Source organism: Streptomyces dengpaensis (genome assembly GCF_002946835.1).
Classification (GTDB): Bacteria; Actinomycetota; Actinomycetes; order Streptomycetales; family Streptomycetaceae; genus Streptomyces; species Streptomyces dengpaensis.
In genome coordinates this window covers 960886-983961 of sequence record NZ_CP026652.1, presented here as the reverse complement: position 1 = coordinate 983961, position 23076 = coordinate 960886, and the positions used below count along the sequence as shown (strand labels likewise).

15 protein-coding genes and 3 pseudogenes are annotated in these 23076 nt (G+C 71.2%); 8 read left to right on the top strand and 10 right to left on the bottom strand.

Going from position 1 to position 23076, the window contains the following annotated elements; genetic code table 11:
- Nucleotides 1-2 precede the first annotated feature (2 nt).
- Nucleotides 3-2063, bottom strand: a complete 2061-nt coding sequence (locus C4B68_RS04605; RefSeq protein ID WP_099502460.1) for an alpha-galactosidase — start codon at nucleotides 2061-2063, stop codon at nucleotides 3-5.
- A gap of 74 nt (nucleotides 2064-2137) precedes the next feature.
- On the opposite strand from C4B68_RS04605, the gene C4B68_RS04600 reads away from it, so the two are divergent.
- The 7 genes and pseudogenes from C4B68_RS04600 to C4B68_RS04570 form a co-directional block, all read left to right on the top strand.
- Complete coding sequence (locus C4B68_RS04600; RefSeq protein ID WP_180289277.1) at nucleotides 2138-3292, top strand: ROK family transcriptional regulator; 1155 nt, start codon at nucleotides 2138-2140, stop codon at nucleotides 3290-3292.
- A 66-nt stretch (nucleotides 3293-3358) separates the two neighbouring features.
- Entirely contained in the window at nucleotides 3359-4627 is a 1269-nt protein-coding gene (locus tag C4B68_RS04595; protein WP_206337067.1) for an ABC transporter substrate-binding protein, read from the top strand.
- Nucleotides 4628-4633: 6 nt separating this feature from the next.
- A complete protein-coding gene (locus C4B68_RS04590) occupies nucleotides 4634-5611 on the top strand; it encodes a carbohydrate ABC transporter permease (protein WP_240634177.1) in 978 nt (325 codons plus the stop codon).
- A gap of 4 nt (nucleotides 5612-5615) precedes the next feature.
- Nucleotides 5616-6455: a carbohydrate ABC transporter permease gene (locus tag C4B68_RS04585; RefSeq protein ID WP_099502461.1), complete on the top strand. Its 840-nt coding sequence runs from the start codon at nucleotides 5616-5618 to the stop codon at nucleotides 6453-6455.
- Nucleotides 6456-6498: 43 nt separating this feature from the next.
- On the top strand, nucleotides 6499-7821 hold the full coding sequence (locus C4B68_RS04580) for a glycoside hydrolase family 27 protein (protein WP_206337066.1): 1323 nt from the start codon (nucleotides 6499-6501) through the stop codon (nucleotides 7819-7821).
- Between the two features lie 69 nt (nucleotides 7822-7890).
- On the top strand, nucleotides 7891-10278 hold the full coding sequence (locus C4B68_RS04575; protein ID WP_099502462.1) for a glycosyl hydrolase family 95 catalytic domain-containing protein: 2388 nt from the start codon (nucleotides 7891-7893) through the stop codon (nucleotides 10276-10278).
- A gap of 96 nt (nucleotides 10279-10374) precedes the next feature.
- Nucleotides 10375-10446: pseudogene (locus C4B68_RS04570) on the top strand (malonic semialdehyde reductase); the annotation flags it as partial.
- 231 nt (nucleotides 10447-10677) lie between these two features.
- Here C4B68_RS04570 and C4B68_RS42950 read toward each other — a convergent pair.
- Entirely contained in the window at nucleotides 10678-13467 is a 2790-nt protein-coding gene (locus C4B68_RS42950; protein WP_218963937.1) for a hypothetical protein, read from the bottom strand.
- Between the two features lie 118 nt (nucleotides 13468-13585).
- Between C4B68_RS42950 and C4B68_RS04560 the strand changes: the two are divergent.
- Nucleotides 13586-13999, top strand: a pseudogene (locus C4B68_RS04560) (ATP-binding cassette domain-containing protein); the annotation flags it as partial.
- An 18-nt stretch (nucleotides 14000-14017) separates the two neighbouring features.
- On the opposite strand, the gene C4B68_RS04555 reads toward C4B68_RS04560, so the two are convergent.
- From C4B68_RS04555 to C4B68_RS42945, 8 genes and pseudogenes are all read right to left on the bottom strand, one after another.
- Nucleotides 14018-14206, bottom strand: coding sequence for an MbtH family NRPS accessory protein (locus C4B68_RS04555; protein ID WP_099502518.1), 189 nt, complete (start codon nucleotides 14204-14206; stop codon nucleotides 14018-14020).
- Nucleotides 14203-18135, bottom strand: a complete 3933-nt coding sequence (locus tag C4B68_RS04550; RefSeq protein WP_099502463.1) for a non-ribosomal peptide synthetase — start codon at nucleotides 18133-18135, stop codon at nucleotides 14203-14205. Before C4B68_RS04550 ends, C4B68_RS04555 begins: the two co-directional genes overlap by 4 nt.
- Nucleotides 18132-18362, bottom strand: coding sequence for a phosphopantetheine-binding protein (locus C4B68_RS04545; RefSeq protein ID WP_099502464.1), 231 nt, complete (start codon nucleotides 18360-18362; stop codon nucleotides 18132-18134). Before C4B68_RS04545 ends, C4B68_RS04550 begins: the two co-directional genes overlap by 4 nt.
- 5 nt (nucleotides 18363-18367) lie before the next feature.
- Nucleotides 18368-19000, bottom strand: a complete 633-nt coding sequence (locus C4B68_RS04540; RefSeq protein ID WP_099502465.1) for an isochorismatase family protein — start codon at nucleotides 18998-19000, stop codon at nucleotides 18368-18370.
- Nucleotides 19001-19013: 13 nt separating this feature from the next.
- Entirely contained in the window at nucleotides 19014-20651 is a 1638-nt protein-coding gene (locus C4B68_RS04535; protein ID WP_099502466.1) for a (2,3-dihydroxybenzoyl)adenylate synthase, read from the bottom strand.
- Nucleotides 20648-21844, bottom strand: coding sequence for an isochorismate synthase (locus C4B68_RS04530; protein WP_099502467.1), 1197 nt, complete (start codon nucleotides 21842-21844; stop codon nucleotides 20648-20650). Before C4B68_RS04530 ends, C4B68_RS04535 begins: the two co-directional genes overlap by 4 nt.
- Before the next feature lie 63 nt (nucleotides 21845-21907).
- Complete coding sequence (locus tag C4B68_RS04525) at nucleotides 21908-22705, bottom strand: 2,3-dihydro-2,3-dihydroxybenzoate dehydrogenase (protein WP_240634176.1); 798 nt, start codon at nucleotides 22703-22705, stop codon at nucleotides 21908-21910.
- Nucleotides 22702-23055, bottom strand: a pseudogene (locus C4B68_RS42945) (ABC transporter substrate-binding protein); the annotation flags it as partial. The gene C4B68_RS04525 and the pseudogene C4B68_RS42945, both read right to left, overlap by 4 nt.
- Between the last annotated feature and the right edge of the window lie 21 nt (nucleotides 23056-23076).

Sequence of the window (23076 nt, the reverse complement as noted above, 5' to 3'; positions counted from 1 at the left end):
GGTCACCGCCGGGTCAGCCGCACCACCGCACTCGGCCGGTCGCCCGTCGGCAGACGCATCGGCAGGCCGTGCGTGAGCAGGCTCGCCGCGTGATATTCGGCGCCGGTGGCGTCGTCGACGTAGACCGCCGAAGGGGAGAGCCCGGCGAGGCGCAGGGTGCGGGTCCGGCCCCAGGCGATCACTACGATCCGGTCGTCCGCACGGTATTGCACGGCGTCCGTCAGCCGGTACTGCTCGCCGAACTGCACCACCGGGCGGATCTCCTTGTAGAGCGCCACCAGCTCGCGGGCCTCGGCCAGTTCGGCATCGGTCCAGCGCGCGAGGTCGCCGCCGATGCCGAGCGCGCCGGCCATCGCGATGTGGAAGCGGTAGGGGAGGGGTGTGGTGCGTCCGGTGTGCGGGTTGGGGCTGTCGGTGACCCAGGCGGACATGGTGCGGGCCGGGTAGATCTGGCTGTAGCCGTGCTGGATGGCGATCCGGTCGTCGGCGTCCGTGTTGTCGGAGATCCAGGTCTGATCGGTGCGGGCCAGCATCCCCAGGTCCGCACGGCCGCCACCGCCCGCGCAGCCCTCGATGCGCAGGCCGGGGTGGGCGCGGCGCAGGCGTTCGAGTACGGCGTACACGCCGCGCGTGTGATCGGTCCACAGGCGCTCGGCGTCGGGGTGGCCGGGCCAGCCGGCCTCCGTGAGCGCGCGGTTCATGTCCCATTTGAGGAAGTCGATCGCGTGCGTCGCCACGAGCCGGTCGAGCCACTTGAAGGCCCACTCGGTGACGTCGGTGCGGGCGAAGTTCAGGACGAGCTGGTGGCGCAGTTCGGTGCGGCGGCGGTGCGGCATGTGCAGCACCCAGTCGGGGTGCGCGCGGTACAGATCGCTGTCCGGGTTGGTCATCTCCGGCTCGACCCACAGGCCGAAGCGCATTCCGCGTCGCCGGACCTCGTCGACGAGCGGGCCGAGTCCGTGCGGGAAACGGTCGGGGTTCGGGTGCCAGTCGCCGAGTCCGGCCCGGTCGCTGGTGCGCCGGCCGAACCAGCCGTCGTCCACGACGAACAGTTCCGCGCCGAGTCCCGCGGCGCGCTCGGCAAGCGCGCGCTGGCCCTCCAGCGTGACGTCCCAGCCCGTCGCCTCCCAGCTGTTGTAGACAACGGGGCGTACCTCGTCAGGGCGGGGCAGCACATGAGCGGCGACGTAACGGTGCCAGCCCCGGCTCGTCCCGCCGAAGCCGCTCCGGCTGAACTGCCCGGCGAAGACCGGCGTTCGATGACTCTCGCCGGGGTTCAGTCGCCAGGTCAGTCCCTCGTGTCCCGCGCCGCCGGTGAGCGTGAACGGGCCACCGGTGTGGTCGCGGTGCGCCGAGATCCGCCAACTCCCCGACCAGGCAAGGACCATGCTCCACACATCGCCGTGGTCCTCGTCCGCGTTGCCCGCGTCGACCATCAGCCAGGGGTTCGCGTAGTGCCCCGAGACACCGCGTCGGCTGGTGAACACGGTCTCCGCGTACGGCGCTTCGGTCCGCCGCAGCTGCGTCTCGCCCGCCCATTCGCCGACCGTGTGGCTCAGCCGGACGCCGGATGCGGGGGGGACGGACCAGGCGGCGGCGTCGCAGCGCAGGATCTCGATCGGAGCGTCCGCCCGGCCCGTGCCCAAGTGGCCCAGCGTCAAGGAGCGTTCGAGGACGTCGCTGTCCTTGTGGACCGCGTAGTGGAGGGTGAGCGCGAGCGGGTAGTGGCGGTCGCGCAGCCGTACGTCGAGTCGGCCGCCGTCGATGTCATGGCCCTCGTACGCCCATTCCACACCGCGCGCCCCGTCCTCGTACCGCACGAGCAGCGACGGCACGCCGAACCGGGGTCCGCCCTCAACCGCCAGTTCCTCACCGCTGGTCGAGGCGAAGCTGCTGGTCGCTCCGTCGTACGTCGGCAGGGCGGCGGCCTGGTCGAGCGTGAGGGGAGCGCCCCAGTGCACGTGCCGCGGGGTGTCGTCCGCGCCGATGCGCAGCGCGTACGAGGTGGCGGGCGTCGTGAGCAGGAACGTGCGGGTGGGCGCGTCGAAGGTCACCTGTGACATGGGCAAGGAGCCTAGATCTCAACTCCTTGAATTTAAATATTGACGAAGGAAATTAATGCCCCTACGTTTCCCCCATGTTGCTGAACCGAGCGGAGCTGCTCGCGTCTCCGGCGGCCAACACGGTGTTCACGACCGTGCTCACCCGTGGACCCGTCGTCCGTCCCGAGATCGCCCGGATCACCGGTCTCTCCTCCGCTGCCGTCACCAAGGCGGTCAAGCCGATGATCGAGGCCGGCTATCTGGAAGAGCTGCCACAGGGGGAGCGGGCGGTCGAAGGCGCGGGTCGCCCCGCGTACCCCCTCGCTGTCCGGGCAGACCGGGAGTTCTTCGTCGGCGTCAAGGTCACCGCCGATGAACTCATCGGTGTCGTCACGGACTTGAGGGCACAGGTGCGCGACGCGCACCGGATGGCCGTGTCCGGGCGGTCCGTCGAGCAGGTCGTGGCCGACATCGCCGCGCTCGTGCGGGAGCTCGGCCCCGAGTACGCCGAGCGCACGCATCACCTCGGCCTCTCGGTCTCGGGTGACGTGGACCGGCCCGGCGGCGTCGTGCGCTACTCGCCGTTTCTCGGCTGGCACGATGTTCCGCTGGCCGAACTGGTCGCCGGGGAAACCGCGTTGATGGTGACCGTCGAGAACGATGTGAAGGCGCTGACCGTCGCCGAGCAGTGGTTCGGCGAGGGCGTGGGCGCCGACTCCTTCGCCCTGGCCACGGTCGGTGTCGGCATCGGCTGCGGCCTTGTGGTGGGCGGCCGTCTGGTGGCGGGCGGTTACGGGGTGGCCGGCGAGATCGGCCATGTACCGGTGGCCGCCGGTGACGGTCCCGCGTGCCACTGTGGTGCCCGCGGTTGTGTCGAGGCCATCGCCTCCGAGGAGGCCATCGTCGGCCGGGCCCGTGCGGTCTCCGGTGACCCCGCGCTCGACATGGCCGGCGCGATCGAACGTGCCCACGGCGGCGACGCGGCAGTCCGCGCCGTGTTCGCCGAGGCGGGCCAGGCGATCGGGCTCGGCCTCGCCGCCATGGTCAACCTGGTCGGACCCGAGCGGGTCGTTGTCTCCGGCGAGGGCCTGGCCGCGTACGACCTCTTCGAGGAGGACATCCGCGCCGCCTTCACCACCCAGCTCTTCGGAGCAGCCGCCCGCTGCCCGCTCGTCGTGCGGCCGCTGCCCTGGGAGGAGTGGGCGCGGGGCGCCGCCTCCGTCAGCATCCAGTCACTCTTCGCCGCGTGAAGCCCAAGTCGTCGTGAAACCCCAAGTCCCTGCACACCCCGAGCCGTCCCCCGGAAGGACCCCGCCATGACCGCCAGTTCCGCTCTGAACCGCCGGACATTCCTCGGCACCTCCCTGCTGTTCGTGGCCGGCACCGCCGTCGCCTGCTCCAGCAACCCGCAGGGCACCGCCGCCGCCAAGGGCGCCAAGGTCACGCTCACGCAGTGGTACCACCAGTACGGGGAGGAGGGCACCCAGGCCGCGGTGAAGCGGTACGCCGAGGAGTTCACCAAGGCCAACCCGGACATCGCGGTCAATGTCGTGTGGGGCGCCGACGTCTCCCAGTACGAGACCAAGCTCAACGCCGCGCTGCTCGGCGCGGACGCTCCCGACATCTTCGAACTCGGCGACTTCCGGGCGGAGATGGCCCGCAAGGGGCAGCTCGAACCGCTCGACGATGTCTACGGCACCGCCAAGGCCGGCTTCAACAAGGCCGACCTCGGCTACCTGACCGTCGACGGCAAGCTGTACGGCATCAAGACCATCGACGACATCATGATGCTGTACTACCGCAAGTCGATGCTGAACAAGGCGGGCGTCACCCCGCCCACCACCTTCGCCGAACTCGTCGACACCGCGAAGAAGTTGACGGACGGCGACGTGAAGGGCCTGTTCATCGGCAACGACGGCATCGGCGACAGCCCCTACCTCCTCGCCTGGTCGCAGGGCGTCGACATCATCAAGGGAGACAAGGTCGCCTACGCGGACGCCGCACGCTCCATAGGCGGCCTGCGCGAGCTGCACGCCGACAAGTCGCTGCTGCTCGGCTTCACCACCGACTGGTACGACCCCGGGGCCCTCAACCAGGGCGCCGTCGCGATGCAGTGGGGCGGCCTGTGGTCGCTGCCCGCCGTCGAGGAGGCGCTCGGCGACGACTTCGGGGTCGTGCCCTGGCCGGCGTACGACTCCTCGGGCCGGGCCGTCGCCCGGCTCGGCGGCTGGAGCCAGTGCGTGAACGCCAAGAGCAAGCATGTCGCGGAAGCCAAGAAGTACCTCGAGTGGCTGTGGATCAAGCAGACCGACATCCAGGTCGACTGGGCCGTGAAGTACGGCTTCCATGTGCCGCCGCAGACGGAAGTGGCGCAGCAGACCCTGGAGTTGAGCAAGGGCGCGGCGAAGGACGCTGTCGCCATCGCAAACCAGAACGGCGTCTCTTTCCCCGCCGAGTGGACCCAGGCCATGCAGACGGGCTTCATCGCCGCGGCCGCCGACATCGCCAAGGGGGCGGCGCCCGAGAAGACCCTGCTCAAGGCCCAGGCCAGGGCACAGTCCGACCTCGACAAGCAGATGGACTGACGCCACATGACCGCCACCGGCACTATGCGCCCCCGCAAGAGTGCCGCCCGGCCGGCGCCGGCCACGGCGCCGCGCCGACGGCGGCTGACCGAGCGGCAGTCGAAGATCCTCACCTTCGTCGCGCTCACCGCGCCGATGCTCATCGGCCTCGGTATCTTCCGCTACGTCGCCATCGGCTGGAGCTTCCTGCTCAGCTTCAGCGAGGCCCGCCGCACCATCACACTCGGCAACTGGGTCGGCCTCGACAACTACCAACAGCTGCTCAGCGACGAACGGTTCCGTGACGCGCTCACGATGATCGTGCTGTTCACCGCGCTCATCGTGCCGCTCACCTTCGCCGCGTCCCTCGGCCTCGCCGTCCTCGTCAACCGGGTGCGGCGCGGCCGGGCCTTCTTCCGCACGGCGTTCCTGCTGCCGGCGGCCGTCAGCTATGTGGCCGCCGCGATGATCTGGAAGATGGCCCTGTTCAGCGGTGTGCCGTCCGGCCTCGCCAACACCCTCGGTGCGCTCTTCGGCGCCGAGGCCACTCCCTGGATCCAGACGCAGAGCCCGCCGCTGTACTGGATCGTGCTGGTCACCCTGCGGCTATGGCTCCAAGTCGGCCTGTACATGATCCTCTTCATCGCCGGACTCCAGGCCATCCCCCAGCACTTGTACGAAGCCGCGGCCCTCGACGGCGCCGGATCCTGGCGCACCTTCCGCAGCATCACCTTCCCCATGCTGCGCAACACGTCGATCGCGATCCTGTTGCTCATGCTCATCGCGGCGCTCCAGGCCTTCGACGAGTTCTACGCGATCTTCTCCACCGGTGCCTCGCTCGGCAGCGAACCCGTACGCACCCCCCTCATGCATCTGTACGGCGTCGCCCTCCAGGACCAGGACTACGGCGTCGGCTCCGCCGGTGCCTTCCTGCTCACCCTTCTGATCGTGCTGGTCACGCTCGTCCAGGGCCGGATCCTCGGGTTCGCCCGTGACAAGGACTGAACCCATGAACCGTTACCGAGGCGGCTTGCTCGGCTCCGTCGTCACCTATGTGGTGCTGTGTGCGCTGGCCGTGGTCTTCCTGATCCCGTTCTACGTGCTGCTGCGCAACGCCTTCATGACGACGCCGGAGGTCACCAGCACGGACTGGCACTGGCTGCCGGGCGCCCTGCGCCTGGAGAACTTCACCGGGCTCTTCGACAATCCGGAACGCCCGTTCGGCAGGTCCCTGGTCAACTCGCTGCTCATCGCGGTGATCACGGCGCCGCTGTCCACGCTGCTCGCCTCGATGGCGGGTTATGCGCTGGCCCGGCTCGCGGTGCCCGGCCGGGCCCTCGTCCTGTCGCTGATCGTCGGCACGCTGATGATCCCCCAGTCCGTCACGTTCCTGCCGACCTTCGTCGTGGTCGGGTCGATGGGCGGCGTCAACACGATGTGGGGGCTGATCGCACCGGGCCTGTTCAGCGCGTTCGCCGTCATCCTCTTCCGCAGCTTCTACCTCTCCTTCCCCGCGGAGATCGAGGAGGCGGGCCGCCTCGACGGCCTGAGCCACCTCGGCGTCTACTGGCGCGTCATCCTGCCCAACTCGACCACGATGATCGCCTCGCTCGGTGCGCTCTCCTTCATCGAGGCGTGGAACTCCTTCCTGTGGCCGCTCATGATCGGCCAGGACCCCGGCAGCTGGACCGTCCAGATCGCCCTCTCCAGCTTCCTCGCCTCGCAGACCGTCAACCTGCCCGAGCTGTTCGCGGGCACGACCGTGGCGGTCCTCCCGCTCGTGGTCATGTTCCTGGTCGCCCAGCGCCACATCGTCCAGGGCATCGCGATGTCCGGTCTCAAGTCCTGATTCCCGTCCCCCTTTTTCCCCGGAGGTACGTCCAGTGATCAGAATGTCCCGTCGTACGGCACTCGCTGCTGCCTGCGCGCTGCCGTTGACCTTCGCTCTGCCGTCCGGCACCGCCCAGGCGAAGACCCCGTACGTCAAACCCTTCATGGGCTGGAGCAGTTGGAGCGTGGAGTCCTCCGCACACAGCGACTACGGCACCCGGTGGCTGAACGAGGGCAACATCAAGAACGCCGCCGACTCCCTCAGCGGCAAGCTGGCCTCGGCCGGCTACAACCACCTCAACATCGACGCCGGCTGGAACGCCGACTTCGACTGGAACTTCCACACCGATGCCAACGGCATCCCCGACGCCGACAAGGGCCGCTTCCCCAGCGGCATGCCCGCGCTGTCCGACCACGTCCACGGCAAGGGCCTCAAGCTCGGCCTGTACGGCGCCGCCGGTCTGGAGAAGGAGGTGTACGACAAGAACGCGCCGATCCTCGGTACGGACTGTCATGCACAGGACATCGCGGTGAAGCCGCTGACCCCGTCCAACATGTGGGGCGGCAACTGGAAGATCGACTACAGCAACCCCTGCGCCCAGGACTACATCGACTCCATCGTCGCCCGGTACGCCTCCTGGGGCGTCGACTTCATCAAGATCGACGGCGTGACGAAGGACAACGTCGCCGACATCAAGGCCTGGTCGACCGCCATCGACCACAGCGGCCGCCGTATGTGGCTCAGCGCCAGCGGCTGGCCCGTCGACATCGCCGCGGCCGACGGCCTCAAGGACGCCGCCAACGGCGTACGCATCGACACCGACATCGAGTGCTACTGCCAGACGACCAGCACCTGGACCAGCTCCGTCGACGACCGCTTCACCGATCTGCCCAAGTGGCTCGAGAAGCTGGACGCCCCCGGCTACCTCGCCGACCTCGACGCCATGCCGATCAACAACAACACCGGCAGCGGCCTCCAGGACGGAATCAGCGACACTGAGCGGCAGACCGTCATGACCTTCTGGTCGATGGCCTCGTCCCCGCTCTACGTCGGCGGCGACATCTGGTTCCTCGACGACAAGGCCAAGGCCATCCTGACCAACCCCGAGGTCATCGCCGTCGACCAGGCCGCCGTCCTGCCCCGGCAGATCCGCTCCGGCGACACCCAGGTGTGGACGAAGCGCATCGGTGACGACACGTACGCGGCGGTCTACAACCTCGGCTCCTCGGCCGCCGACATCACGGTCGACTTCAAGGACCTGGGCGTGCGCGGCCCGCAGCAGCTGCGCGACGTCGTCGCGCGCGAGGACTTCGGTTCCTTCAAGCACACCTGGACCGCCAAGTCCGTGCCGGCCCACGGTTCCCGGCTGATCAAGCTGTCGTAGGCCCCTCAGACGTTCCCGGCGAGGTCCCGCGTTCCCGGGGCCTCGCCGTTCCCCACGGAAGGACCGCACATGAGCAACGGACCATCCCGCCGCATGATCCTCGGGCTCGGCACCGCCCTCGCTCTCGGCACCCCGCCCGCCTTCACCGCCCACGCCGCACCGCGCCGCCCCACCGCCTCTCCGCTCGTCCCGGCCGAGGCGGCCACCACCCTGTGGTACCCCGAGCCCGCCGACGAGGACCTCCTGATCGAGCAGGGCCTCCCGCTCGGCAACGGGCGCCTGGGCGCGCTCGTCGGCGGCGATCCCGCCCGCGAACTCCTGCACGTGACCGATGCCTCCCTGTGGACCGGCGGCTCCAACACGACCCTCGACAGCGAGGGGCAATTCCCGTACGGACGCGAGGACTTCGGCAGTTTCACGCTCCTGGCCCGGGTCACCCTGAGCCTGCCCGGACACGACCGCTCCGCCGTCACCGGCTACCGCCGCACCCTCGACCTCAGCAACGGCCTGGTCACCACGGCGTACTCCAAGGACAAGGTCGCTTACGTCCGGGAGATGTTCGCCTCCGCCGCCGACGACACCATCGTCATCAGACTCCGTCAGAGCGGCGGCGGCAGCATCACCGGCAGCGTCCACCTGTCCGGCACCCATGGCGAGACCACCGGCGTCGACCGCACCCGGCGCCTCGCCTCCTTCAACTCCTCCTTGGCCAACGGCCTGCGCTACGCCGCCGCCGTCACCGCCCGCGCGGACGACGGCACCGTGACCGCCGCCGGCAACCGCGTCACGTTCACCGACTGCTCCGAGGTCACCGTCGTCATCAGTGGCGGCACCGACTACGCGCCCGACCACAGCACCGGTTACCGCACGCCGGACGCCGACCCGCTGCGGCTCGCCGAGTCCAAAGCCCTCGCCACTGCGGCGACTTCGGGTACGGCGCTGCGCGACACCCATGTCGCCGACTACCGGTCCCGCTACGACCGGCTCACCCTCGACCTCGGCCCGTCCAGCAAGCGGCAGCGCGGGCTCGACTCCTGGTTGCGGCTGAAGGCGCGGGCGAGCGAGGGATCCGAACCTGATCCTGAACTGGAGGCGAGCTACCTGCAGTTCGCCCGCTACCTGGCGATCTGCGGTTCGCGCGACGGGCTGCCCGTGGGGCTCCAGGGGCTGTGGCTGGAGGGCAACACCCCGGACTGGATGGGCGACTACCACACGGACGTCAACATCCAGATGAACTACTGGCTGTCGGACCGCGCAGGCCTCGGCGACACCTTCACCGCATTCGCCGACTACTGCCTGTCCCAGCTTCCCGCCTGGAGCGAGGTCACCCAGGAGCAGTTCAACGACCCGCGCAACCGCTACCGCAACACGTCCGGCAAGGTCGCCGGCTGGACCGTCGCCTTCTCCACCAACCCGTACGGCGGCCTGGGCTGGTGGTGGCACCCGGCGGGCAACGCCTGGCTGTGTGAATCCCTTTACGAGCACTACGAGTTCACGCAGGACCAGAAGTACCTGGCCCGCATCCTTCCGCTACTGAAGGGCGCGTGCGAGTTCTGGGAGGCGCGCCTGATCACCACCACGGTCACCGACCCCGGCACCGGCGCCGCACGCGAGGTCCTGATCGACGACCACGACTGGTCACCCGAGCACGGCCCGCAGGACGCCCGCGGCATCACCTACACCCAGGAACTCCTGTGGTCCCTCTTCGGCCACTACGAGCAGGCGTGCCGCACCCTCGGCCGCGACACCGCCCACGCCGACACCATCCGTGACCTGCGCGAGCGCCTCTACCTCCCGCGCGTCAGCCCGACCTCCGGATGGCTGGAGGAGTGGATGAGTCCGGACAACCTCGGTGAGACGACGCATCGCCATCTCTCCCCGCTCATGGGCCTGTTCCCCGGCGACCGCATACGCCCCGATGCCGACGACCCCGACACCCTCGAGGGAGCCACGGCTCTGCTCGCCGCCCGGGGCATGGAGAGCTACGGCTGGGCCTGCGCCTGGCGGGCGCTGTGCTGGGCGCGGCTCAAGGACGGGGAGAAGGCGTACCGACTGCTCCTCACGAACCTGCGGCCGTGGGCCGGCGGTGACACCGGCACGGCCATGAACTTCTTCGACATGTACCGGGTGTCGGACACCCGAGCCATCTTCCAGATCGACGCCAACCTGGGCACACCCGCCGCGATGCTGGAGATGCTCGTCTACTCCCGCCCCGGCCACATCGAACTGCTCCCGGCCCTGCCCGAGGCCTGGGCCCCCTCCGGTTCGCTCAAGGGGGCCGGGGCCCGCGGGGGATTCACCGTGGACGTGTCCTGGAAGCGGGGACGCGTCAGCGAGGCGACCCTTCGCAGTGTCGGGGGCCGCAGGACCACCGTGACCGCGGGCGGGCGGAGCACGACCGTGACCCTGGAGCCCGGTGAGGAGCTGACGCTGACCGAACTCGTGGCGGTGGACTGAGCGGGCGGGCACCACGGCTTCGCGCCCGCCCCTCGGAGCGCCAGACCCGCTGCCGTGCGCGCGCCGCTTCGAAGCGGGCGGCCCAGCAGGCTCGTTCTCGGCGTCCGCGCCGCCGGCCTGGCCGCCGGCCCGATGACCGGCTTCGACGCCGAGGGAGTCGACAAGGAAATCCGGTCGTTCCTGATCACCGAGTAGCCGAAGGGGATCAGCTGCAGAACGGTCCCCGCGCTGGTACGGGTGAGGGTGCCGTCAGAGGCCACGTACGGGTGCAGACCCGCGAGGGCGCGCCAGGCCGCGGCCCGCAGCCGCTCGGGCTCGATGCCGAGTGCGGCGGCACGGAACATGGCGGCGGCGATACCCGCGGCCGCCGAAGTCTCGAGAATGCCGCGGGTACGCCGCTCATAGGGGGCGCCCGTGCTCGAGGTCGATGACATGTGGTCCGATCGCCAGTGAGGTCGCCTCGTCCGTGAGCCGGGCGTACGGGTTGTCGAGTTGTGGCGGGGTCGCGATCGTCCCGTCCTCGGCGAGGTCGGCGGGCCGGCCGTCGACCAGGAACGGGCCGCTCCAGTCGAGGGAGAGGTCGGTGCCCTCGGGTGTACGGAAGGCGACCTTGGCCGTCCCGAAGACAGGGGTGCTGAGCGTACGCGCGAACTCTTCGAGTCCGCCGTGTACGGCGCGTCTTCCCACGGTGCACACCCAGGCCGTGCCGGGGCCGGCGGGCCTCAGTTCCTGCCGGGCATCCGGTCCCGAGGACACCGGCAGCGCCCCGCCCTCGGTCGCCAGCGCCACGTATCCGCCGCCCTTGCGTCCGACCGTCCACACACCGTGCTGCAGCCACTCGTCGAACTCCGCGAGCGGGAACCACGCGTGGGTGTAGCCCATGACGTCGTCCGCGGGGATGCGGTAGAGCGCCATGACAGTGCCGAGGTGGTGGCGGGCGCGGGGCAGGATGCGGTTGCCCGCCCAGGCGTTGGGCCGCGCCGAGGGCGACAGGGAGGCGTTGGGCGCATGGGTGACGAACACCTGGGTCTCGGGGCCGAGCGTGGCGCCCCAGATGTGCTCCTGCAGTCCTGGCAGGCCTGGGCGGTAGTCGTTCACGCAGGAGAGCAGCGCGTCAGGGGTCTTGTAGACGGTGAGGTCGGAGCCGTAGGGGCGGGAGAGGAGGTCGTGGGCGAACCGGTAGTCACCGCGGTAGTTCTGCCGGCCCCACCAGCTCTCCGGGAGGTCCTGCGCGGCCTGCCGGATGATCTCCGGCATCCGATAGCGGCCGGCCGTGGCGACGACCGCCGCCGGCAGCACCGCGTCGTTGAGGGCGCCGGTGCCGAAGCAGACCCACATGATCGGCGCGGTCTCCTCCAGCCGGGACGAGCGCAGGGTCGAGACGTAGGAGCGGCCGTGGGCGCAACCATGTATGCCGCGCCAGGAGTTGGCCGCCAGGCTGAACAGCACCCGGTCGGCGACGCCCGCCGCGAGCTGTACGACTTCTTGGTCACCGGTGCCCGCCGCGAGCCGTGCGACGACCTCCTGGTCACCGGTGTCGGGGGAGTCGTCGACGGACTCCACGGACTCCACGGACTCCACGGACTCCACGGACTCCACGGACTCCACGGACTCCACGGACTCCACGGACTCCACGAACTCCACGAACTCCACGAACTCCACGAACTCCACAAGCGACACGAGCGCGAGCAGATCGATGGCGAGATACGCGTTGGAGTCGAACTCGCTGAATCCACCGGCCAGTTTGCGGTGCATCCACTCGACCATGATGTCCCGCGCATGGGCGGCGTGCTCCGCGCCTGTCCATCCGGTGTTGCCGAAGGTCTCCCCGGCGAGCTCCAGGCCCCACAGCAATTCGGCGGTGTGCCACACCAGTTGGTGGTTCTCGGTGAAGTAGCACATGGCGTCGAGACCGGGTTGGTCGATCCAGAACTTGAAGCCGAGAACCGCGGCGCGCACGCGCTCGCGCAGCCCCGGCTCCCAGCGCTCCGCGGGGATCCGCCGCCAGAGGTGGAACAGCCCGACCGCCTCGAAGTCGGCGCAGTCCGCCCTGTTGTCGATCATCCACAGGGCGCGGTCGAGGCCGGATGCGGACACCTGGTGGCCGGGGTCGGTGAGGGCCCGTACGAGTTCGCCCCCTGTGCCGTCCGAGCCCGCCGCGTGCCGCAGGAACTCCGCGCGCCACTCAGCGGGTTCCCCCTCAGGGGCGGACCGGTACGTGCTCGGCAGGACGGCTATAGGGAGCTCACGGAACACCGGCGACCGGTCGTCGTCCACCGAGACGCGCAGCGTGGTCGCGCCGGTGGACAGCATGGAGGCGCTGCCCACCTCGTTCCCCGCGCCGGGTCCGGCCAGGCGCAGCGTCGACTGCCCGCCGGTGAGCCGTATCCGGCTGGTGCGGCCCGCCCACCGCACCCGCAGCGCGGCGCCTTCCGGCCCGGTGAGGGTGGCCTCGCCGTCGGTCGTCCCCCACCGTGTCACGCCCACGGCGTCGAGGACGCGCTCGGCGACGGCGGCGGCGTATTCGTCGGCACCCTCGCAGGGCACGACGACCCGCACCGGCAGGCCGTCGACGCGCAGCCGCACGACCTGCCGCACCTCACGGAACGCCACCTGCCAGGAGGCGACGACGACGGTCGTGGTACCGGACGGCAGCCAAAGGCGTACCTCCCGCTCGGCCGGCTCCATGTACGTCACGGAACCGGACTCGCCGACCAACTCCCCACCCACGAACAGCAGCGAGGGCCCGGTGGTGGCCAGCCGCAGCGTCCGCCACTCCGCCTGGTCGACCTCCAGCACGCAGGCCGCGAGGGCGACCCGGTACTCCGGGATGAAGCAGAACTCGCTCCAGTCGACCAGCCCGTCGGCCGCCGTGTGCACCCGCTGCCACTGCCCGGAGTGCCGGACACCGCCCGGACCGGTGTACTCGATCTCCCCGCCCTCGACGACCGGCACCGTCACCGGACCACGGCGCAGCGGCCGGTGCCGGTACAACTCCTCCTTGAGCGGCGTGACATCGGGCCCGTTGGTCAGCCGCCACCGCCCGCGCTCGCCCCACGGATCCCCGTTCGCGGCCAGATGCCTGGCCAGGTCGTCCGCGGGCTCCCGCCACGCCGGGCTGACCAGCCAGTCCCGTACGGTGCCCCGCTCGTCCAGGGCATGCACCGTCCGCCCCACGCCTGTCTCCACGGCTCTCCTCACTTCAGGCCCGTGCTGGCGATGCCGCGAACGATGTGGCGCTGCAGCACCAGGAAGATCACCACGACCGGGATCATGCGACCGCGGCCGGGCAGGGTGAAGGACCGGGATGCTCCGACTCGACTCAGTGAGCCAGCGCAAGGCCGACCACAGCGTCCTGCACGACATCAGCCTCAGCGTGCCCGACGGCCAACTCCTGTGCGTCGTCGGCCCGTCGGGCTGCCGCAAGTCCACGCTGCTGCGCGCGATCGCCGGATTGATTTCCGCCCGCGAGGGCACGATCACCGTCGACGGCACACCGGTCACCGGCGTGCCCGAACGGCTGGCGGTCGTCTTCCAGGACTACGGCCGCTCCCTGTTGCCCTGGCTCACGGCCCGTCAGAACGTCGCACTACCGCTGCGCCGCCGCGGCCTGGACCGGGCCACCCGCCGGGCCGAAGCCGAACGCATCCTGGAACGCGTCGGCCTCGACGGCGCCGTCGGCAGCCACTCCTGGCAGCTCTCCGGCGGCATGCAGCAGCGCCCTCGTCCGGCGCCGGGATCATCCCCGGGCCGCATCCACCTGGCGCGCGCAGGCGTCGTGTGGGGCGGGGCCGAAGCGGGCGCTCCAACCCGGCGGTACGGCGCGCCAGGCGGGCCACAGGGACAGCTGCCCGTGGGCGTTCTCCAGCACGAGGTGGGTGTCCTTGCCGTCGGGGCCCGGATCGAACGGACCGGCTTCACGGCTCATGCGTCGAGCTCCTTCAGGCGCGCCGCCAGGATGGCGGCGATGGCGTCGAGGTGGCGGTCCTGGAACAGCTGCGGATGGGTGCAGTCCAGGTCGTGGTTGACGATCCCGCCGCTGACGTGCGGGCGCCATGCCTTCCAGCTGAGCCAGTCCTCCGCCCGCGGCGCGGCTGCCGTGAAGAAGAGCAGGTCGCCGTCGTAGCGGCGGTGCTGGTGTTCGCGCACCATACGCGCGTGGCGGGGCACGATGTCGATGATCTTCGACAGGGTCCGGTCGGCGAGCCCGGCGAGCGGGCTGCCCGCCCGGCGCAGCGTGGCCAGCACGTCGTCGCGGGTGCGCTCGTCGGTGCGGTCGAAGCCGGCCATGCGCAGCACCGCCGTGAGCGCGTCGCCCTCCTCGGGCGCGGGCCGCTCGCGCCACTGGTCGGCCGGGAACGCGTCGAACAGCGCGAGGAGTTCGACCTTCTCCCCGGCCTCCTGGAGCACGCAGGCCACGGTGTGGGCGAGGATCCCGCCGAGGGACCAGCCGAGCAGCCGGTACGGACCATGTGGCCGCACCGTGCGCAGGCGCTCGGCGTAGTCGGCCGCCAGCTCCCGCAGCGTGCGCGGCAGCGGCTCGTCGCGGACCAGGCCGCGCGCCTGGATGCCGTACAGGGGCTGGTTCGGACCGAGGCGGGCGGACAGGCCCGCATAGCACCAGGAGATGCCACCGCCGGGGTGGAACGCGAACAGCGGGGGCCGCTCGCCCTCGGTACGCAGCGGAAGGAGGACCTCCAGGGCGTCCTCGGCCGCGCTCCCTCTGGGGCCGGCACCGCGTGGTCGCCCCGCGGCCTCGAGACGGGTGGCGAGAGCGGCGGGGGTCGGCGCCTCGAACAGCGAGCCGATGGTCAGCTCGGTGCCGAACTCCTCCCGCACCCGCCCCACCAGCCGAACCGCGAGCAGCGACGTCCCGCCCAGGTCGAAGAACGCGTCGTCGGGACCGGCCCGTCCGACCCCGAGCACCTCCGCGAACAGCCGCGTCAGCGCCTCCTCGACCGGGCCGGACGGACGTCTGGCGCCCTCACCGCCGGTGAAGACGGGGGCGGGCAGTGCGCGGCGGTCGAGCTTCCCGTTGGGGCTCAGCGGGAACGCGTCCATGGCGACGACGGCCGACGGGATCATGTGCTCGGGCAACTCGCGTGCCAGTGACGCCCGTACGGCCGCGGGGTCGGCGCCCCCGGTCACGTACCCGATGAGCCGGTCCTCCCGCACCACGGCGCAGGCGCCGTCCACGCCGGTCTGCCCCACCAGCGCGGCCTCGATCTCGCCCAGCTCGATGCGCTGCCCGCGCAGCTTCACCTGGTCGTCGGAGCGGCCGAGGTACTCGACCTCGCCCTGACCGGTCCAGCGCGCCAGGTCGCCTGTGCGGTACATCCGGCTGCCCGGCGGCCCGAAGGGGTCGGCGACGAACCGGGACGCCGTCAGCGCGGGGCGGTTCAGATAGCTGTCGGCCAACTGCCGGCCCACCAGGTACAGCTCACCCGGGATGCCCGGCGGGCACGGCTGCAGCGCCGCGTCCAGCACGTACAGGCGGGTGTTCCACACGGGGCTGCCGATCGGCACCGGGCCGTTGTGGTTCGGGGCGCACACGTGGTGCGTGACATCGATGGCGGCCTCCGCCGGCCCGTACAGGTTGTGCAGTTCGACGTCGGGCAGCGCCCTGACGAAGGCGTTCACCGTCTCGCGGGGCAGGGCCTCACCGCCGCAGAAGACCCGGCGCAGCCCCGCGCAGGCGGCCGTGTCGGCCTCGGCCAGGAAGACCTGGAGCATCGACGGCACGAAGTGGCAGGTGGTCACGGACTGTTCGCGGATCAGGCGGGCGAGTTCGACCGGGTCCTTGTGCACCCCCGGCCCGGCGACGACGACCGCCGCGCCCTCGCGCAGCGGCCAGAAGAACTCCCACACGGACACGTCGAACGACGACGGAGTCTTCTGCAGCACCCGGTCGTCGGCGGTCAGCGGGAAGGTGTGCTGCATCCAGCGCAGCCGGTTGTCGATCGCCCCGTGCGAGACGACGACGCCCTTGGGGCGGCCCGTCGAGCCGGAGGTGTAGATGACGTACGCGGGGTGGGCGGGGGTGAGCGGACGCGCCGGGTTGGTCGGCGGGTACGCGGACACGTCGAGTCCGTCCAGGACGACGAGTGGGGCCCCGGCGTTCTCGGGAAGGCGTCCCGTACGGTCGACCACGGCGCACACCGGCGCCGCGTCCCGGATCATGTACGCGAGTCGCTGCGCCGGATAGTCCGGGTCGAGCGGCAGGTACGCGGCACCCGACTTGAGCGCGGCGAGCACGGTGGCGACCAGCTCCACCGAGCGGGGTACCGCGACGGCGACCACCGCACCCGGCCGGGCGCCGAGGCTCTGCAGGTGCTGAGCCAGCCGGTTGGCGTGGGCGTTGAGCTCCGCGTACGTCCATGAGGTGTCCCCGTACACCAGCGCGGTCGCGTCCGGGGCGCGCAGGGCGCGCGCCTCGATGGGGCCGATGAGCGTGGTCGCGGGCAGCGCGCGTTCGGTCTGGTTGAACTCGTTCAGGACCAGGGAGTGTTCGGCGGGCGTCGCGATGGTGTGTACGGCGAGCGGCAGGTGCGGGTCGGTGCGGAGGAGACGGTCCAGCAGGTGCAGGAAGCGCTTCTGGTGGGCGGCGAGGTCGGCGTCCTCGTACAGGGAGGGGTTGCCGTCGTGGTCGATGCGCAGGCCGCGGCCGTCGGCGCGGTCGTAGACGTTGACCGTCAGGTCGTCGACAGGGCCCGCGGCGAGGTTGTGCGCCCGCGCGGGCGCACCCGCGAAGTCGACGCCGTAGTCGAAGGGCATGACGTTGACGAGCGGGCCGATCAGGGCGCGGTTCTCGCCGAGCAGCCCCAGGTCGCGGCGGATGTCCTCGTAGCGGTAGCGCTGGTGGCGGCGCACGTCGCGGATGCCGAGCACGACCTGGTGCACCAGGTCGGCGAAGGTCGCGTCGGGGGTGACGGCCAGCCTGAGCGGGAGCACGTTCATCACCATGCCCGGCACGCGCAGCGCGGCCGACCCCACGCGGCCCATCATGGGCAGGCCGAGCACGACGTCGGACTGCGCCGTGGCACGGGAGGTGTACAGCGCCTGCGCGGCGATCAGAACGTCCGGCCAGGTCGCGCGGAGCCGGGCGCCCAGGTCGCGCAGCCGCTCGGTGGTCTCGGGAGGCAATTGGGTCGTGCGGCGACGGAACGCGCGCGAGGGCAGCGCGCCGCGGCCCGCCAGCCGGGGCGCCCCGGGCCGGTCGGCGAACGCCCTTGTCCAATGGGCGCGGTCGGCCGCGAAGGCGTCGGACGAGCGGTAGGCGGCATCCTCGGCGACCAGGTCGGCGAGGGCTCCGAAGGTGCGCGGGCCGGGTTCCTCGCCGCGAACGAGCGCCGTGTAGACCTCGGCCGTGCGGCGTACGAGCAGCGAGTAGCCGAAGCCGTCGATGACGAGGTGGTGGATGCGCTGGTACCACAGCCATCGCCGCGCGCCGACCCGGAACAAGGCATGCCGGAAGAGCGGTCCGGCCGCCAGATCGCAGGGCTTGGCGAGATCGGCGCGCATCCACGTCTCGGCCTTCCGCTCGGCGCCGTCACGGCCGCGCAGATCGACCACGGTCAGCGGCAGCTCGACGGTGGCGCTGACGTGCTGGCGCGGACCGTCCGGGCCGCTCTCGACGCGTACCCGCAGGGCGTCGGCCTCGGTGGTGACGCGACGCAGGGCCGCCGCGAACAGCTCCGGGTCGAGCGGCCCGTCGATCTCCAGCCACTCCGCGGTGTTCTGCGCGGGGCTGAGCGGATCGAGGGCCTGCGCGTACCACATGCCCGACTGGGCCGCCGTCAGCGGCAGCACGGATGCCGGGGTGTCGGCGTCGGTGCCGGTCGTCGTGGTGGCGGTCATGAGACCACCCCCAGCAGTGGCGCCCAGGCCTCGATGGCCGGCTGCTCGGCGAGGTCCTCGAAGCCCGTTTCGACGCCGTGCTCGCGGCGCCATCGTTCGAGCAGGGCCATGATGCGGACCGAGTCGAGTCCGTAGTCCAGGAGGTTCTCGTCGAGGGGGATGTCCGCGGGATCCTCGCCGAGAGAGTCGGCGACATCGCTGCGGAGCTGCTCCAGAGTGAGGGCCACGGTGCTCAGAACTCCTTCAGGAGCGCGTCGGTGGTGGTCACGAACGCGCAGCGGCCGGCGGCCCAGCGCAGGGCCATGTCGTGGTCGTCTCGGGAGAAGTCGGCGACGGCATCGGCGACGACGAACGCCTGAATGTCCCGCATCCACGCGTCGCAGGCGGTCACCACCACCCCGATGTGCGCGTACACACCGATGACGACCAGCTGGTCGCGGCCCGTCTCACGGAGCAGCTGCGCCAGCTGGGTGCGCACGAACGCGCTGTACTTCCACTTGGTCAGGACCCTGTCGCCGGGCTGTGGCGCGACCTCGTCCGGCACGGCGAGCGCAGCGGCGTCGTCGGCGGCGCCGGGGCCCCAGAAGTCGAGCTGGAGCCCGCGCTGCCGGGGCGTCTGGCCGCCGCGCTGTGTCGAGTACACGACCGGTACGCCGAGGCCGCGGGCGCGCTTCAGCAGCCGGCCGGTGTTGTCCAGCATCCCCGTCAGCGGCTGCTCGCCGGACGGGAACGCACCGAGGAAGTGGTTCTGCAGGTCGTGGACGAGCAGCACGGCGCGCTCGGGGTCCGCGGTCCAGTCGACGCGGTTCTCCGGCAGCTCGTCCGCTGTCGGCAGCGGATAGGAGGCGATGGCGGGGAGTGCCATGGGACAGAGCCTTTCAATGCTGCTCGGTTGCGGCCGCGGCGGACCGCAGCCCCTTCTTGCTGACCTTGCCGACTCCTGTCTGCGGGAAGGCGTCGACGAACTCGACGAGATCGGGGACCTTGTAGTCGGCGATGCCACGGTCACGGACGAACCGCTTGATGGCGGCCGGCTTGAGCTGCTCGGCGCCCTCGCGGAGGACGACGTAGGCGAGGGAGCGTTCCCCGAGGTACGCGTCGGGCACGGCGACGACGGAGACGTCGTGCACGGACGGATGGGCGAGGATGATGTTCTCGACCTCCTCCGGCGCGACCTTCTCGCCGCCCCGGTTGATCTGGTCCTTGGCCCTGCCCTCGACGACGAGGTGGCCGGTCGGGGTGCGGCGCACGACGTCGCCGGTGCGGTAGAAGCCGTCCTCCGTGAAGGCCGTAGCGTTGTGCTCGGGAGCGCGCCAGTAGCCGCGGATCGTGTACGGGCCGCGGGTCAGCAGCTGTCCGAACGCGCCGTCGGGGACGTCGTGTCCGGTGTCGTCGACGATGCGGATCTCGTCGTCCGGGGAGATCGGGCGGCCCTGCGTGGTGACCACGGTCTCGAAGTCGTCGTCCAGCCGTGTGTAGTTGACGAGCCCCTCGGCCATGCCGAAGACCTGCATCAGCCGGCAGCCCAGGGCGGGTTCCAGACGGCGCGCCGCCTCCGCGCTGTATTTGGCGCCGCCAACGAGCGTCAACTCCAGGCTCGACAGGTCGTGCTGCGCTTTCGGACCTGCCTCGGTCCACAGGAGGGCGAGCGGCGGCACCAGACCCGTCATCGTGATCCGCTCCCGCTCGATGAGCGGCAGGGCCGTCGTCGGGTCGGGCCGGGGGCACAGCACGACGGTGCCCCCGGCATACAGCGTGCCCAGCCAACCCGGCGAGCTCATCGGGAAGTTGTGTGCGGCCGGCAGGACGACGAGGAAACGGGTGTCCGCGTCGACGCCGCAGATCTCGTTGGAGCCCCGCAGCGAGTAGATGTAGTCGTCGTAGGTGCGCGGGATGAGTTTCGGCACTCCCGTCGTACCGCCCGACAGCTGCAGGAACGCCAGCTCGTGCGGCTCCGGTCCGGCGGGCAGGACGACCGGATCGCAGGGCACGTCGGACAGTGCGGTGTGCTCGCTCGGGTCGCCGACGACGAAGACATGCCGCAGGCTCGGCGTGCGGTTCCTCACCCGCGTCGCGAGCTCGCGGTGGTCGAAGCCCGCGTGACGGTCGGGGACCACGTAGGCGACGGCCTCGGCGAAGGAGCAGAAGTGGCCGATCTCCGTCTCCCGGTGCGCGGGCAGCGCGTACACGGGCAGCGCGCCGATGCGGAACAGCGCGAAGACGACCTCGATGAACTCACCGACGTTGGGGAGGTGCAGGACGACCCGGTCGCCCTTGCCGATCCCGCGCGCCGCGAATCCGGCGGCCAGCCGGTCGGCGCGCTCGTCCAGCTCCCGGTAGGTCCAGGTGCGGCGCCCGGGCGCCGGGTCCACGAGGGCGATCCGGTCGGGGTGGGCGGCGGCACGCTCGCGCAGTACGCCCCCGAAGGTCTCGCCGCGCCAGTAGCCCGCCGCGCGGTAGCGCTCGGCGAACTCCGGCGGCCAGGTGGGCGCGTCCACGCCAGGGGTGAGGGTCACAGCGAGGCCCCCATAGCCTCGAGAAACGTACGGAACTTGGCGCCGGTCTCCGCTGTCTCGGCCTCCGGAGACGAGGCGGCCACCACCCCGGCGCCCGCGAACAGCCTGAGCGAGCGCCCTTCGGCCTCGGCGCAGCGGATCGTCACGACCCACTCGCCGTCCCCGTCCGCGTCCTGCCAGCCGACCATGCCGGTGTACGGGCCGCGGTCGAAGGGCTCCGACTCGGCGATGACGGCACGGGCCACATCGGTCGGGGTGCCGCACACCGCCGGCGTGGGGTGCAGGGCCAAGGCCAGCTCCAGGGCGGTGACGCCGGGGTCGGTGAGCTCTCCCGTGACGGTGGTCGACAGATGCCACATCGTCGCCGTACGCACCAGTGTGGGCCGCTCGGGCACCTCCAGGCGGGTGCAGAACGGCGCGAGCGCCTCCCGTACGGCGTCGACGACGACGGCGTGCTCGTGCAGGTCCTTGGGCGACTCCAGGAGCGCCGCCGCGCGTTGGACGTCCTCGGCCAGGTCGGTGCTGCGCGCCGCGGATCCGCCCAGTGGGTTCCCGGTCAGGCGGCCGCCCGTGCGGGCGACGAGGAGTTCGGGGCTGGCTCCGATGAGCGTGCGACCGGGGCCGCTGGGGACGGCGAAGGTGTATCCGGCAGGGTCGCGGCGGGCCAGGCGGCTCAGCATGGCCGGCAGATCCGGCTCGTCGGGCGAGGTCAGCTCCAGGGTGCGGGCGAGGACGACCTTGGTGAACTCCCCGGACCGCATCCGCGTCACCGCGTCGGCGACCGCCTGGCCGTACTGCTCGGGCGCCGGAACCTCCCGCACCTGCCAGACGGTGCCCCCTTCCGGGAGCAGCGCGGGCAGGGCGATGAGCGGGTCCTCCCGCAGCGGCGGACCCCACTGGACCGACTGGGGGGAGACCAGCGAGTGCGGCGCGTCCGGGGCGAAGGGCACGGAGCCCACGACGACCGGTGCCGAGGCGCCGGCACGCCGGCGTGCGTTCAGCACGTTGCGTACCCGCCATGTCAACGGGCGCGTGTCGTGGGGTATGCCGGCGGCGGTTCCCCTGCCCAGCAGGGTGTGGTGGGGCGAGGCGAGGAACCGGTCGGTGGCCGGGCGGTAGGCGTCGAGCAGGGCGGTTGCCGCGCCGGGCGAGACGAAAGGCGTGGCTGTGGTGTCGCGCAGGAAGGCAGACATGGATGTCTCCAGCGGGGGAGGGCACGATCCGTGGCCGGCGGAGCCGCTGCGGGGCGGGCGGGTTCAGGCCCGCAGGGTGGCGCCGCCGTCGACGTACAAGTCGTGCATGGTGATGTGACGCGCACGGTCGGACACGAGGAAGGCGACCGCCTCGGCGACGTCGGAGGGGTCGGCCATCCGGCCGAGCGGGATGCCGGTGCGGTGCGTCGCGAGGTCTCCCTCGACGACGCGGCGCACGGCGGCTGCCGGGTCCTCGTCGTCGGAGACAGTCCACAGGGCGCGCTGCATGTCGGTCAGGGTCGAGCCGGGGGAGACCGTGTTGCAGCGGACGCCCCGTGAGGCCACCTCCAGGCCCAGGCATTTGGTGAACATCACTGCGGCGGCCTTGGAGGCGGCGTAGGCGGACAGGCCCGCGCGGGGAATGCCGGCCGCATTCGAGGCGACGGTGACGATGGTGCCGCGGCCGCGCTCGGTCATGCGGCGGGCGGCTGACCGCGAGACGTGGAAAACGCCGCTGGTGTTGACGGCGAACGTGGCCGCCCAGTCCGCGTCCGTCAGGTCCACGACCGGGGAACCCCGCAGGATTCCGGCGACGTTGACGGCGATGTCCAGCGCACCGAGCGTGCGCTCGGTCTCGGCCACGAGGGCCTCGACGGCCGCGGCGTCCGTGACGTCGAGCGGGCGGGCGGCGACCTGGTCGCCGTACTTCTCGGCGAGCGCCTCCACGCCCTCGGGGTCCAGGTCGGTGGCGAGTACGCGGGCGTCGCGTTCGACGAGCGCCGTCACCACTGCCTTGCCGATGCCCCGGCCCGCGCCCGTCACGAGGGCCAGCCGTCCGGAGAGTTCAGGGTCGGCACTCACGTGACCATCGCCTTCCGGATGTCGTCGAGCACCGAGACCGCCGCCTCCCCACCGCCCAGGCCCACTTGGAGCCGTCGCCCACGGTCGCGTGGTTGTCGCGTACGGCATTCAGCTGCTGGTAGGCAGGCTTCTCGGCCAGCTCGTCGAGGAGTTCGGCGTACGAGCCGGTCGACGACAGGGTGCCGATGAACAGCCAGTCGCCGTCGATCTCCTCGATGTTCTCCTCGCTGATCGGCGTCGAGTGGTTCTCGCCCTTCTCGGTCTGGATACCGGGCCGCTCGAAAACCGATGCCCTTCAGGATATCGCTGATGAACACGCCCTGCCGCACGACGGCCGTGCCGCTCGCCGAGGAGCTCCTCGGCCTCGTTGG